Raw genomic sequence first — 12,920 nt, forward strand, 5'->3', positions numbered from 1 at the left:
GCGGCGATGTTGGGGTTCGCCTGCGGCTCACCCCAACCTACATGTCAGCGCCCGCGCAGACTGGATTTCCGCACCACCAGCTTCACCGGCAGCATCGCGCTCTCCGCCGGCTCGTCGCGAATCAACCGCAGCAGGTTATCCACCAGCGCCTCGCCGGCCTCCCGCGTGTCCTGCCGCACCGTGGTCAGCTGCGGATTGACGAAGCTGGCCATGGGGATGTCGTCGAAGCCGGCCACGGCAACGTCGCCCGGGATGCTCAGCCCTTGGTCGGCCAGCGCACGCATCGCGCCGATGGCGATCAGGTCGCTGGCCGCGAACACCGCATCGAACCGCGCGCCGCGCGCCAGCAGCGTTTCCAGGGCGGTGTAGCCGGACTGCTCGGTGCTTTCCCCGTTCACCTGCAGCGCGGGATCGACGCTGAGGCCGGATTTCTCCAGCACGTCGGCATAGCCGCGGTAGCGGTCGAAGAATTCGGGGTAATGGCTGGAGGCGTCGCCGAGAAAGGCGATGCGCTTGCAGCCCTGGGCCAGCAGATGCGTGGTGACGTCCTGCCCGCCGCGGAAATTGTCGCAGCCGATCGAGACGTCCGGCTGGTCCGGCAGCACCGCGCCCCAGCGCACGCAGTGGGTGCCCTGGGCCACCAGCTTCTCCAGCTTGTCGCGATAGGCCAGGTAATCGCCATAGCCGAGCAGCAGGATGCCGTCGGCCTTGCGGGTGTCGGCGTAGTCGGCGTGCCAGTCGTGCGAGAGCTGCTGGAACGAGACCAGCAGGTCGTAGCCGCGCTGGGCGCAAGCCCGAGTGATCGAGCCGAGCATGGACAGGAAGAACGGGTTGATGTGCGAGTCGTCCGCGGTGGGATCCTCGAACAGCAGCAGGGCCAGCGTGCCGGAGTGGCGGGTGCGCAGGTTGGAGGCGTTCTTGTCGACCTTGTACTTGAGCTGGTCGGCCGCCTCCTGGATGCGCAGCCGCGTTTCCTCGCTCACCAGCGGGCTGCCGCGCAGGGCGCGCGACACCGTGGACTGGGAGACGCCCGCCAGGTGGGCGATATCGAAGGAAGTGGCTTTGCCTTTCTTCTGCACGTGGCGCGACCTCGCCCGGCGGACGCATGGGCCGGGTCAGGCGGGGATGCTAGCGGTTTTGGCCTTGCGCCGTCTTTTCGCCAGGGGGAAAAGAGGATGACGACGGGGAAAAGACCGCGGGCAAAAGAAAGCCCCGAGGGCCAGGGGGGGACCCTCGGGGCGTGGCTGCGGATCCCAGGGGAAGGTCCGCCTTGCCGATGGCTCATCCAGGGAGGTGGTGAGCCGCGGACGCCGTTGCGTACGTCCGTGTCTATAGAACGTCCGAGGCTGGAAAAGTTGCAGCAAGTTTCCGAAAAAAATTCATTGGCTGTTCATTTGGAAATTCCAAATGCCGCGAAAGCTCAGTGCGCCTCGTCCCAGTTGGCGCCGACGCCAGCCTCCACAAGCAAGGGCACGCGCAATTCGGCCGCACCGGACATGCGCTGCACCACCGCGGCGCGTACCTCGTCAACCGCGTCCGCGCGCACTTCGAATACCAGTTCGTCGTGCACCTGCATGAGCATGTGGGCGTCGTCGCGGCCCTTCAGCCACGCGGCCACCGAGATCATGGCGCGCTTGATGATGTCGGCCGCGCTGCCCTGCATCGGCGCATTCACCGCGGCGCGTTCGGCGCCGGCGCGCAGGGCCTGGTTGCGGTTGCTGAGGTTCTCCAGGTACAGGCGGCGGCCGAAGATGGTTTCGACGTAGCCGTCGCGGTGCGCCTGCTCGCGCGTGGCGTCCATGAAGGCGTGCACGCCGGGATAGCGGGCGAAGTAGCGCGCCATGTAGTCGCTGGCTTCGCCGCGGTCCACGCCGAGCTGGCGCGCCAGGCCGAATGCGCTCATGCCGTACATCAGGCCGAAGTTGATCGCCTTGGCGGCGCGGCGCTGGTTGGCGCTGACTTGTTCCGGCGGCAGGCCGAACACTTCGGCGGCGGTGGCGCGGTGCACGTCGCCGCCTTCCTGGAACGCGCGCAGCAGGCCTTCGTCGCCGGACAGGTGGGCCATGATGCGCAGCTCGATCTGCGAGTAGTCCGCCGCCATCACCTTCCAGCCCGGCGGCGCGATAAAGGCCTGGCGGATGCGCCGGCCTTCCTCGGTGCGCACCGGGATGTTCTGCAGGTTGGGATCGGAAGACGACACGCGCCCCGTCGCCACCGCGCCCTGGTGATAGCTGGTGTGCACGCGGCCGGTGCGCGGGTTGACGATCTCGGCCAGCTTCTCGGTATAGGTGGAGCGCAGCTTGGCCAGGCCGCGGTAGTCCAGGATCAGGCGCGGCAGCGGATGCTCGTCAGCGATCGCTTCCAGCGCTTCCTCGTTGGTCGACGGCTGCCCCGTCGGCGTGCGCAGCTTGGCCGGCAGGCCGAGTTCGTCGAACAGCACATTCTGCAGCTGCTTGGGCGAGTCCAGGCTGAAATCGTGGCCGGCGGCCTTCCACGCCTGCTGCTGCAGTTCCAGCATGCGCTTGCCCAGCTGCTGGCTTTGCAGGCGCAGGCTCGATACGTCGATCAGCACGCCGCGCTGCTCCATGCCGGCCAGCACCGGCACCAGCGGGATCTCGATGTTCTCGTACACGCCGAGCAGCTTCGGCTCGGTCTGCAGCAGCGGCCACAGCGCGCGGTGCAGGCGCAGGGTGACGTCGGCGTCTTCGGCGGCGTAGCGGCAGGCGGTGTCCACGTCCACCTGCGAGAAGGAAATCTGCTTGGCGCCCTTGCCGGCCACTTCCTCGTACTTCACGGTGTCGTAGCCAAGGTATTTGCGCGCCAGCGAATCCATGTCGTGGCGCGTGGCGGTGGCGTTCCACACGTACGATTCCAGCATCGAATCGTGCTTCAGCCCCTGCAGCACGATGCCGTAGAGCGACAGGATGTTGATGTCGTACTTGGCGTGCTGGCCGAGCTTGGGCCGCGCGGGGTCTTCGAAGATGGGTTTCAGCCTGGCCAGTACTTCGTCGCGCGGCAGCTGCTGCGGTGCGCCGGGATAGTCGTGCGTCAGCGGCACGTAGCAGGCTTCGCCGGTTTCCACCGACAGGCTCAGGCCGACGATTTCCGCGCGCATCGCGTCGATGCTGGTGGTCTCGGTGTCGAAGGCGATCAGTTCGGCCGTGCGCAGCTTGTCCAGCCAGGCGTCGAGCTGCGCTTCGGTGGTGACCAGTTCGTAGCGGCCGGGGCCGCTGAGATCGCCTGTCGGCTGCGCCGATACCGGCGTGGACGCCACGGCTGCAGCGGCGGGTGCGGGCGCGGCGGACTCGCCGCCTTCCATCTCCTTCAGCGCGGCCTTGAATTCGTAGCGGGTGTACAGCTCGCGCAGCTGGTCGGTGTCGCGGTCGCGCAGCTGCAGTTCTTCCACGCCGCGGTCCAGCGGCACGTTCAGCCGGATCGTCACCAGTTCGCGCGACAGCGGCAGCTGCGGCAGCGCCGCGCGCAGGCTCTCGCCGATCTTGCCGCCCACCTTGTCGGCCTGCGCGATCAGGCCGTCGAGCGAGCCGTATTCGGCCAGCCACTTGGCGGCGGTCTTGGGGCCGCATTTGGGCACGCCGGGCACGTTGTCCACCGAGTCGCCCACCAGGGTGAGGTAGTCGATGATCTGCTCCGGCCGCACGCCGAATTTTTCCATGACGCCGGCGTCGTCCATGGTGGTGTTGGTCATGGTGTTGACCAGGGTCACGCCGGGGCGCACCAGCTGGGCGAGGTCCTTGTCGCCGGTGGAGATCTCCACCTCGATGCCGCGCGCATGCGCCTGCACGGCCAGTGTGCCGATCACGTCGTCCGCTTCCACGCCGTCGACGCGCAGGATCGGAAAACCCAGCGCGCCGACGATGGCCAGCATCGGGTCGACCTGGGCGCGCAGTTCGTCCGGCATCGGCGGGCGGTTGGCCTTGTACTGGTCGTACAGCGCGTCGCGGAAGGTGGGGCCCGGCGCGTCGCTGACGAAGGCCACGTAGTCGGGCCTGGCCTTCAAGGTGGCGCGCAGCATGTTGACCACGCCGAACAGCGCGCCGGTGGGCTCGCCCTGCGAATTGGTCAGCGGAGGCAGCGCGTGGAAGGCGCGGTAGAGATACGAAGAGCCGTCGATGAGGATGAGCTTGGACATGGACGCCACGGGAAGCCTGGGAGAAGAAGGCAGGCCGCGCGCCATGCGGGCGGTCGCCGGCCGGAAGGGAAGCGCGAGTGTAGCGCCGATGTGCCGTGTTGCCGCGCTTCACGGTGCGGCGCGGCCCCGCTGCTATGCTCGGGACTTCGCGAGGAGATCCGATATGAAGCCTGCCGCCTTGTTCATTGCCCTGGGTGTTTTCGCCGCCGCGCCGGTGTTCGCGCAGTCGGCCCAGTCGCTGCCGCCGGCGCCGCCGCCGCCGGGCATGAACGACCCGGGCGTCAAGGCCACCCAGCCGCCGAAGCCGGCCACGGCGCAGAGCTCGCCCAAGTCGCCCGCCACGTCCGCGAAGCCGGGTGCCGGGCCGGCCGACGAGCCGCAGGTCACCGAGTGCACCAAGGACGACAACACCATCCAGGAATACCGCCGCAGCGGCTCGCTGTACCAGGTGGTGGTGAAGCCGAAGTTCGGCCCCGAGCAGATCTATCTGGTCGACCCCAAGGGCAACTACAGCCAGGTCAGCCAGAGCGGCCCGCGCGAGCCGGTGAAACCGGTGATGTACAAGGTGCTGGAGTGGGGCAAGAGCCGTCCGGCCGAGGGCGAGCCCTCCTGCGGCTCCTAAGCCCGGCATGAACCTGCGCGAGAGCTGGCTGCTGTTTGCGCTGGGCTCGGCGTTCTTCGCCGCGCTCACCGCACTGTTCGGCAAGCTCGGCGTGGCGGGGATCAATTCCAACCTCGCCACTTTCATCCGCACCGTGGTGATCCTGGTGGTGACGGCCGGCATCCTGAGCCTGCGCAGCGAGTGGGCGCGGCCCGCGGGCCTGTCGTGGCAGGCCTGGCTGTTCCTGGTGCTGTCGGGCATCGCCACCGGCCTGTCGTGGCTGTGCTACTACCGCGCGCTGCAGCTGGGGCCGGTGAGCAAGGTGGCGCCGATCGACAAGCTCAGCGTGGCCTTCGTGATCGTGCTGGGGCTGCTGGTGCTGGGCGAGAAGCCGAGCTGGCCGACCCTGCTGGGCGGTGCGCTGATTCTTGCGGGCGCGCTGGTGATCGCGATCTTCTGAAGCATCGGTCGACGCACGGCGTAGGTTGGGGTGAGCCATCGGCGAACCCCAACGATGCGATACGCATCAAGGTGGCGATGTTGGGGTTACTGGCTGCATCAGCAGCCAGCCCTTCGGGCCATCCGCTGCGCGGATGTTCGCTACGGCATCCTGCCTTCGCAGTCGCCTGCGGCTCACCCCAACCTACGGTCAGCCATCGAGTTCGGCGTAATGGCGGAAGATACCCATCTCGTTGAAGGGAATGCGCCGCGGCGAATCCAGATAGGCGGCGATGCGCGGGCGTTCGGCGACTCTTTCGGCCAGCGCGCTCAGCAGCGGTACTTTCTTGCGCATGCGCTTCATCGCTTCCGGGAACGCATAGGCCAGGCCGCTCATCACCTGGAACAGCGACAGGTCGACGTACGAATGGCGGCCCACTGCGTAGTGGCCGCCAGCCTTGTCGAGCACGTCTTCGAAATAGCCCAGATACTTCGGCATGCGGTGCTTGCGGAAATCCTCCGCGCGCTGCTTCGCGGCCGGGCGCTGGTCTTCGTAGTAGAGGCCGCTGGCGATCGGGTGATGCGTGTCGTGCGCTTCCACCACCAGATCGGAAATGGTCAGCTCCAGCTGATGCGCATACAGGCGTCCGGTTTCGCTGCCCGGCACCAGCGCGTGGCGAGGACCGAGCCAGAACAGGATTTCCGCGGTCTGCGCGATGACCAGGCGCCCCGCTTTCAGAAACGGCGGCGCAAACGGCCGCGCACCGGGCCGCTCGCCGCGCAGGAACGGCAGGATGGCGTCGTCGCCCTGCTCGCGTGCGACGTCGGCGTAATCCGCGCCTGCGTCTTCCAGTGCCAGGCGCACGAATTCGCCGCGGCCCTGGATGCCGGTCCAGTAATAGAGCTGATAGCGCATGGCGTTCTCCTGCGGGGAACCGCCGACGCTAGGCGGGCGCGGCTCAACGCGGCGTGATCTTCCGGCGTGCGTCGGCGAGGATCGCCGCGGTATCGCGGATGCGTTCCCACACCAGCGCCGCCACCGGCGACAGTGAGCGATGGCGGCGGCGGACCAGGGTGACTTCGCGATGCACCACCGGCACCAGCGGCCGCGCCACCAGCGCGCCCGGCGCGGGCAGCGACAGCTGCGGCGCAACGCTCACGCCCAGGCCCGCTTCCACCATGCGGAATGCGGTGAGCGTGTGGCCGGCCTGCTGCGCGACCTGCGGATCGATGCGCTGCGCGGCGAGCTGGCGGTCGATCAGGCGGCGGCTGCCGGAGGTCTGGTCGAGCAGCACCAGTGGCTGGCCCTTGAGCTTCTTCCATGGCACGTCGGCCAGCGCGGCGAAGGGATGATCGGCGCGGCAGACCAGCACGAACGGATCGCGCAGGATGGTTTCCGTATCGAAGGATTCGCGGTCGGCCGGCTCGATGGCCAGGCCGAAATCCACTTCGCCGCTGCGCACGCTGTCCAGCACCAGGGTCTGCGCCTGGTCGTGCAGTTGCACCGTAAGCTGCGGATAGTCGCGCGCGCAGGCGGCGATGCTGGCCGGCATCAGGCCCGCGGAAAGGGTGGGCACCGAGGCCACGCGCACCTTGCCGCGCCGCCGCTCGCTTTCCGAATGCACGTGGGCGAGCACGCCTTCCAGTTCGTCCAGCACGCGCTCCACCGCGCCCTGCAGATAGCGGCCGGCTTCGGTGGGGACGACTTCGCGGGTGTTGCGGTCGAACAGGCGCACGTCCAGCTCGGCCTCAAGCTCCGCGATATGCCGGCTGATCGCCGGCTGGGTCAGGTGCAGGCTCTCGGCGGCGCGCCGGAAGTGCTGCAGGCGGGCCACGGCGAGGAAGGCGCGGAGCTGGCGCAGGCTGACATTCATGCGCTGATCGTATCAGTGAATAAGATAAAACGATTTGATTTATCAATGGCCGGACGCTGCAATAGGCCCCGATCCCGCCCGACCAGCCCACGGCCATGTCCCTCCGCCGCTTCCTTCCCGACCGTTTCACCTGCGCGCTGATCCTCACTGTGACGCTGGCCACCGTGCTGCCCTGCCGTGGCGCCGCCGCGAGCGTGTTCGAGGTGCTGACCGACGTGGCCATCGCGCTGCTGTTCTTTCTGCACGGCGCCAAGCTGTCGCGCGAAGCGGTGGTGGCCGGCGCCACGCATTGGCGGCTGCACCTGACCGTGCTGGCCAGCACCTTCGTGCTGTTCCCGCTGCTGGGCTTGCTGCTGCGTCCGCTGCTGGCGCCGCTGGTGACGCCGGAGCTCTACCTGGGCGTGCTGTTCCTGTGCGCGCTGCCGTCGACGGTGCAGTCGTCGATCGCCTTCACCTCGATCGCGCGCGGCAATGTTGCGGCGGCGATCTGCTCGGCTTCGGCCTCCAGCCTGCTGGGCATCGTGATCACGCCGCTGCTGGTGGGCGTGATGCTGGAATCGCACGGGCAGGGCGGCATGTCGTGGGAGGCGATCGGCTCGATCACCTTGCAGCTGTTCGTGCCCTTCGTGGCCGGCCAGGTCGCGCAGCGCTGGATCGGCGGCTGGGTGGCGAAGCATCGCGGCCTGGTGTCCTACGTGGACCAGGGCTCGATCCTGCTGGTGGTGTACACCGCCTTCAGCGCCGCCGTGCTGCAAGGCCTGTGGAAGCAGGTGCCGCTGCCGGTGCTCGGCGGGCTGCTGGTGGTGAACGCGGTACTGCTGGCGATCGCGCTGCTGGTGACGCGCTATGGCGCACGCGCGCTGGGCTTCGACCGCGCGGACGAGATCACCATCGTGTTCTGCGGCTCCAAGAAGAGCCTCGCCAGCGGCGTGCCGATGGCCAAGGTGCTGTTCGCCGGCCATCCGCTGGGCGCGATCGTGCTGCCGATCATGCTGTTCCACCAGATCCAGCTGATGACCTGCGCGGTGCTGGCGCGGCGGTATGCGGCGCGTTCGACGGAGTGGAAGGGCGCCGCGGAGACGCGCGGCGCTTAGGCGCAGGTTGGGGTGAGCCGAAGGCGAACCCCAACGGTGCGATGCGCTTGAAGGTGGCGATGTTGGGGTTTGCCTTCGGCGCACCCCAACCTACGTCGGTTTACCGATCAGTGCCGGAAGTGGCGCATCCCGGTAAACACCATCGCCATGCCGTGCTCGTCCGCCGCGGCGATCGTTTCCGCGTCGCGCATCGAGCCGCCCGGCTGGATTACCGCCGTGATGCCCGCCTGCGCCGCCGCGTCGATGCCGTCGCGGAACGGGAAGAACGCATCGGAGGCCATGACCGAGCCGCGCACTTCGAGTTTCTCGTCCGCCGCCTTGATGCCGGCGATGCGCGCGCTGTACACGCGGCTCATCTGGCCGGCGCCGATGCCGATGGTCTGGCGGTTGCGCGCGTAGACGATGGCATTGCTCTTGACGTACTTGGCCACCTTCCAGGCGAAGATCAGGTCGTGCACTTCCGCTTCGGTCGGTGCGCGCTTGGTCACCACTTTGAGGTCTTCCGCGGTGACCATGCCGCGGTCCGCGGTCTGGATCAGCAGGCCCGAGCCCACGCGGCGCACGTCGGCGCCCGGATGCGGGCTGCGCAGGTCGCCGTCGGCCGGCGGCGGGATCAGCAGCACGCGCACGTTGCCCTTCCTGGCGAAGGCCAGCAGTGCGTCTTCCGCATAGGCCGGGGCCAGCACCACTTCCACGAACTGGCGCTCCACGATGGCGCGCGCGGTGGCGCCGTCGAGCTCGCGGTTGAAGGCGATGATGCCGCCGAAGGCCGAGGTGGGATCGGTCTGGTAGGCCAGGTCGTAGGCGCGGCCCACGCCCTCGAGGCTCACCGCCACGCCGCACGGGTTGGCGTGCTTGACGATCACGCAGGCCGGCTTGGCGAAGCTGCGCACGCATTCCCATGCGGCGTCGGCATCGGCGATGTTGTTGAACGAGAGTTCCTTGCCCTGGATCTGGCGGAACGTGGCCAGCGTGCCCGGCGCCGGATACAGGTCGCGGTAGAAGGCGGCGTGCTGGTGCGGGTTCTCGCCGTAGCGCAGGTCCATCAGCTTGACGAAGCGGCCGTTGGCCTGGGCGCCGAACAGGTCCTTGCTGGCGATCGCGTCCTGCGTCTCGTTGAGATGGATGGACGAGAGATAGTCGCTGATCGCGCCGTCGTAGTTGGACACGCGGTTGAACGCGGCCACCGCCAGCTTGAAGCGCGTGGCGCGCGACAGGCCGCCGTGCTGCTCGATCTCCTGCAGCGCTGCGTCGTACTGGTCGGGCGAGGTGAGCACGCCCACGTCGTTCCAGTTCTTCGCCGCCGAACGCAGCATGGCGGGGCCGCCGATGTCGATGTTCTCGATGGCCTGTTCCAGCGTGCAGTCCGCGCGCGCCACGGTGGCCTCGAACGGATACAGGTTCAGCACCAGCAGGTCGATCGGCGCGATTTCCAGCTGCGCCATCACCGCGTCGTCGGTGCCGCGGCGGCCGAGCAGGCCGCCATGCACCTTCGGGTGCAGGGTCTTGACGCGGCCGTCCATGATTTCCGGGAAACCGGTCAGGTCGCTCACGTCGCGCACCGGCAGGCCGGCCTCGCGGATCGCCTTGGCGCTGCCGCCGGTGGAGAGCAGCTCGATGCCCTTGGCGGACAGGCGGCGGGCCAGGTCGATCAGCCCGTGTTTGTCGGAGACGCTGAGCAGGGCGCGGCGGATCGGCGCCGTGGAAGCTGCGGACATGAGGCGGGTTCCTGCGGGAAAGGCGCAATTATAGCGCCGCGGCTCCCCGGGTTGGCGCGCTCAGCGGCGCAGCACCAGGTGCAGCAGGGGAAATGGACGTCCGCTTGCATCCAGCTCGGAGCGGCCGATGCGCACGAAGCCGTAGCGCTCGTAGAAATGCGTGGCGCCGGGGTTCTGCTCGTTCACGTCCACCGTCCAGGGGACGCGCGGATCGCTGGAAACCACCGCATCCAGCAGCTGCCGCCCGATGCCGCGCTGGTGCAGCGAAGGGTGCACGAACAGCGCTTCGATATGCCGCTCGGAAATGCCGATGAAGCCGGCGACGCGGCCTTCGAGCTCGGCGACCTGGACGTTTAGATGTCCAAAGATGCCGGGCAGGAAGCCGCGGAAGAAGACGATGTCTGCTTCGGTGAGGAAATCATGCGTGGCGCGCACGGCGGCTTCCCACAAGGCGACGATCGCTGCGTGGTCGGCTTCGGTGACGGGGCGGATTACAGCGGTGGACATCCTTGACCCCTCGATGCGGCAGCGCGCCGCGTCGAGTCTTCAGAGCAGGCCGTGGGCGGCGAGCTTCTTGCGCAGCGTGGCGCGGTTGATGCCGAGCGCGGTGGCGGCGCGGCTCTGGTTGCCGTCGTGCCAGGCGAGTACTTCGCGCAGCAGCGGGCCTTCCACTTCGCGGATGACGAGCGCGTGCAGACCTTCCGCGCACTCGGTGTCGCCGATATCGGCGAGATAGCGACGGACGGTGCGGGTAACGCATTCGCTCAACGCGCTCTGCGACGAGGACTCCTTGGCGGCCTCGGCAGCAGGCAGTCTGACGGCGTTCACGGACATCTCCCTCACATGACTTCGCGGCGACTGCATGGGTCGCCACATGTTGCTTTGGCTGGTACCGCGGGCGGCGGCTCGCATGGAACGCCGAACAGCAGTCGAAGGGGTGAGAGTTTACCCCTGTGACCGGAGAATTTTAAGTACTGATTTTCTTAGCGGACGGCCCGGTTCATTCGAAACCGATCTCGAAGGCCACCGCCTTGTTGCCCGGGTCTTCGACTTCCAGCACCAGCGCGGCATTGCCGCCGGCGGACAGGCCCTGCGCGACCGCGGCGCCGTCGCCAAGGTATTCGGACGGGCGCAGGCGGCGCATGGCGAGGCGCTTGCCGTCCACGTCGGACAAGGTCACCACCACCACCGGCCAGGGCTGGTCGAAGCCGGCGTCGTTGTGCACGGTGGCGCTGATCAGCAGTGCGCCGGGCACCGACGGGTGGGCTTGCACGTCGCGCGCCAGCAGGCGCAGCTGCGTGGTGTCCTGCACCAGCGGCAGGTTGCAGCCGACGCCTGCGCAGAGCTGGCGCAGCAAGGGGCCGGTGGTGGGATCGGCGACGAGGTCCTCGCGCTTGGCCCAGGCCAGCTGCGCGCACAGCAGCAACAGCAGGATGAGGCACGCCACCAGCCACGGCCAGCGGCGCGCGCCGCTGCTGCGCGCTTCGCGCGCGAAGCGCGGGGAGAACTTCAGCTGGGCGAAATCTTCGCCGGAGCCCGGCGCGCCGGCGTCGGCCGCGAAGGTCTGCGGCTCCGGGCGCGGCCGGTACACCGCCGTTTCCACCTGCGGCGGCGCGCCGGCGGCGCCGCGCTCAGGCAGGCGCTGGAACGGCTCCGGCGGCAGCTGGCCGCTGAGATTGTCCAGCGCGTTGAACTGGCCATGGCAATGCCCGCACACGACGCGGCCGCGCGCCTGCGCAAGGATTTCCGCATCCATCGAGAACACGGTCAGGCAGTCGGGGCATTGGGCGTACATGCGGCAAGTAGAGTCGGTGGCGCGTCGACCTGTAAAGGGTAGCCGCAAACGCGCCGGCGAATATGCAACCGCATCGGCGCTTTGGCGCCGGCTTCACGCGGCGCGGCGGCGTCCGCTGATGCGCACCCAGTCCTCGCGCACGTCCACGCGCAGATCCGTGAACCATTCGGCGTAGCGCTCGAGCAGTTCTTCTTCCTGGCCCTTGAGGATGCCCGAGATGGCGAACGGGGCACCGTGTTTCGCCGCGGCGGCGAAGGTCGGGGCCAGTTCCGCCAGCGGGCCGGCCAGGATGTTGGCGATGAAGACGTCGGCCGGCGACGCGCATGGATGCGCTAGTGCCGCGGGCGCAGGATGCGCAGGAGCGGCCTCCGGCATGAGGTCTTCGGGGAGGAACAGCGCCAGGCGCTCGGACACTTCGTTGCGTTCGGCATTGTCGGCCGAGGCGGTCAGCGCCTGCGGGTCGTTGTCCACGCCCACCGCGCTGGCGGCGCCGAGCTTGAGCGCGGCGATGGCGAGAATGCCCGAGCCGCAACCGTAGTCGACCACGGTGCGGCCCTGCAGCGCCTGCGCATCCAGCCATTCCAGGCACAGCGCCGTGGTGGGATGGGTGCCGCTGCCGAAGGCCAGGCCGGGATCGAGGCGCACCACCACCGCTTCGTCATCGGCGGGCGGTTCGATGTTCCACGGATAGATCCACAGCCGGCGGCCGAACTGCATCGGCTTGAAGGTATCCATCCACGCGCGCTCCCAGTCCTGATCGGCGACGTCGCGGTACTGCACCTGGTCCGGTTCCAGCCATGGCAGCAGTTCGCCCAGCGCCTCGGTCAGGCCGCGCCGGTCGGCGTGCTCGTCGAACAGCGCGTTCAAGGTGATGGTCGGCCACAGCGGCAGCTCGCCCACGCCCGGTTCGAAGATGGCCTGCTCGTCCGGCGTTTCCGCATCGGCGTCCTGCAGGGTCACGGACAGCGCGCCGATGTCCTCGAGCGCTTCTTCCACGCGCGGCTGCTGTTCGGAGCGGATGGTGAGGGTGAGTTCGAGAAAGGGCATGGGCGGCAATGCAGTGATGGAGCCGCGAGGCGGCCGGAAGATAAAGCCCCTCTCCCGCGGGGAGAGGGGTTGGGGTGAGGGTACGGCCGGAGCGCAAGAGTGATGCGCACCGCTCCGCCCGAACCCTCATCCGCCTGCCGGCACCTTCTCTCCCACGGGGACTACCTTCGGGTCGCCGGAGGGAGAAGGATTCCAGCATGGAA

The 12,920-nt window shown here is 68.4% G+C and carries 12 protein-coding genes; 3 read left to right on the plus strand and 9 right to left on the minus strand.

From position 1 onward, the window contains the following. Positions 1 to 44: 44 nt before the first annotated feature. Positions 45 to 1,079: a substrate-binding domain-containing protein gene (locus tag ISN75_RS01290; protein WP_168649146.1), complete on the minus strand. Its 1,035-nt coding sequence runs from the start codon at positions 1,077 to 1,079 to the stop codon at positions 45 to 47. A 341-nt stretch (positions 1,080 to 1,420) separates the two neighbouring features. After that, positions 1,421 to 4,150 (minus strand): DNA polymerase I, encoded by a 2,730-nt coding sequence (gene polA / locus ISN75_RS01295; RefSeq protein WP_343819174.1) that lies wholly within the window; start codon positions 4,148 to 4,150, stop codon positions 1,421 to 1,423. A gap of 163 nt (positions 4,151 to 4,313) precedes the next feature. Between polA and ISN75_RS01300 the strand changes: the two genes are divergently transcribed. Both ISN75_RS01300 and ISN75_RS01305 read left to right on the plus strand, forming a co-directional pair. Beyond that, positions 4,314 to 4,772, plus strand: coding sequence for a DUF2782 domain-containing protein (locus tag ISN75_RS01300; RefSeq protein WP_168649148.1), 459 nt, complete (start codon positions 4,314 to 4,316; stop codon positions 4,770 to 4,772). Positions 4,773 to 4,779: 7 nt separating this feature from the next. After that, on the plus strand, positions 4,780 to 5,211 hold the full coding sequence (locus tag ISN75_RS01305; RefSeq protein ID WP_167255230.1) for an EamA family transporter: 432 nt from the start codon (positions 4,780 to 4,782) through the stop codon (positions 5,209 to 5,211). A 189-nt stretch (positions 5,212 to 5,400) separates the two neighbouring features. On the opposite strand, the gene ISN75_RS01310 is transcribed toward ISN75_RS01305, so the two are convergent. Further along, the gene (locus ISN75_RS01310) at positions 5,401 to 6,105 is read right to left on the minus strand and encodes a glutathione S-transferase (RefSeq protein WP_343819173.1); all 705 of its coding nucleotides are present in this window, start codon (positions 6,103 to 6,105) and stop codon (positions 5,401 to 5,403) included. Between the two features lie 43 nt (positions 6,106 to 6,148). After that, positions 6,149 to 7,063, minus strand: coding sequence for a LysR family transcriptional regulator (locus ISN75_RS01315; protein ID WP_168649150.1), 915 nt, complete (start codon positions 7,061 to 7,063; stop codon positions 6,149 to 6,151). A 95-nt stretch (positions 7,064 to 7,158) separates the two neighbouring features. Between ISN75_RS01315 and ISN75_RS01320 the strand changes: the two genes are divergently transcribed. Continuing rightward, a complete protein-coding gene (locus ISN75_RS01320; protein ID WP_168649151.1) occupies positions 7,159 to 8,157 on the plus strand; it encodes a bile acid:sodium symporter family protein in 999 nt (332 codons plus the stop codon). Between the two features lie 107 nt (positions 8,158 to 8,264). Here the strand turns inward: ISN75_RS01320 and purH are convergent, their stop codons facing one another. From purH to prmA, 5 genes are all read right to left on the minus strand, one after another. Continuing rightward, on the minus strand, positions 8,265 to 9,875 hold the full coding sequence (gene purH, locus ISN75_RS01325; protein ID WP_167255238.1) for a bifunctional phosphoribosylaminoimidazolecarboxamide formyltransferase/IMP cyclohydrolase: 1,611 nt from the start codon (positions 9,873 to 9,875) through the stop codon (positions 8,265 to 8,267). A 60-nt stretch (positions 9,876 to 9,935) separates the two neighbouring features. Further along, positions 9,936 to 10,382, minus strand: coding sequence for a GNAT family N-acetyltransferase (locus tag ISN75_RS01330; protein ID WP_343819172.1), 447 nt, complete (start codon positions 10,380 to 10,382; stop codon positions 9,936 to 9,938). Positions 10,383 to 10,421: 39 nt separating this feature from the next. Beyond that, complete coding sequence (locus ISN75_RS01335; RefSeq protein ID WP_051548587.1) at positions 10,422 to 10,709, minus strand: helix-turn-helix domain-containing protein; 288 nt, start codon at positions 10,707 to 10,709, stop codon at positions 10,422 to 10,424. Between the two features lie 166 nt (positions 10,710 to 10,875). After that, the gene (locus ISN75_RS01340; protein WP_168649152.1) at positions 10,876 to 11,670 is read right to left on the minus strand and encodes a zinc-ribbon and DUF3426 domain-containing protein; all 795 of its coding nucleotides are present in this window, start codon (positions 11,668 to 11,670) and stop codon (positions 10,876 to 10,878) included. Positions 11,671 to 11,763: 93 nt separating this feature from the next. Next, positions 11,764 to 12,717 carry a 50S ribosomal protein L11 methyltransferase gene (prmA, locus tag ISN75_RS01345; RefSeq protein WP_167255243.1) on the minus strand — a complete coding sequence of 318 codons (954 nt, stop codon included), beginning with the start codon at positions 12,715 to 12,717 and terminating at the stop codon, positions 11,764 to 11,766. Between the last annotated feature and the right edge of the window lie 203 nt (positions 12,718 to 12,920).

This window comes from Dyella marensis, from assembly GCF_049532885.1.
Classification (GTDB): domain Bacteria; phylum Pseudomonadota; class Gammaproteobacteria; order Xanthomonadales; family Rhodanobacteraceae; genus Dyella_D; species Dyella_D marensis.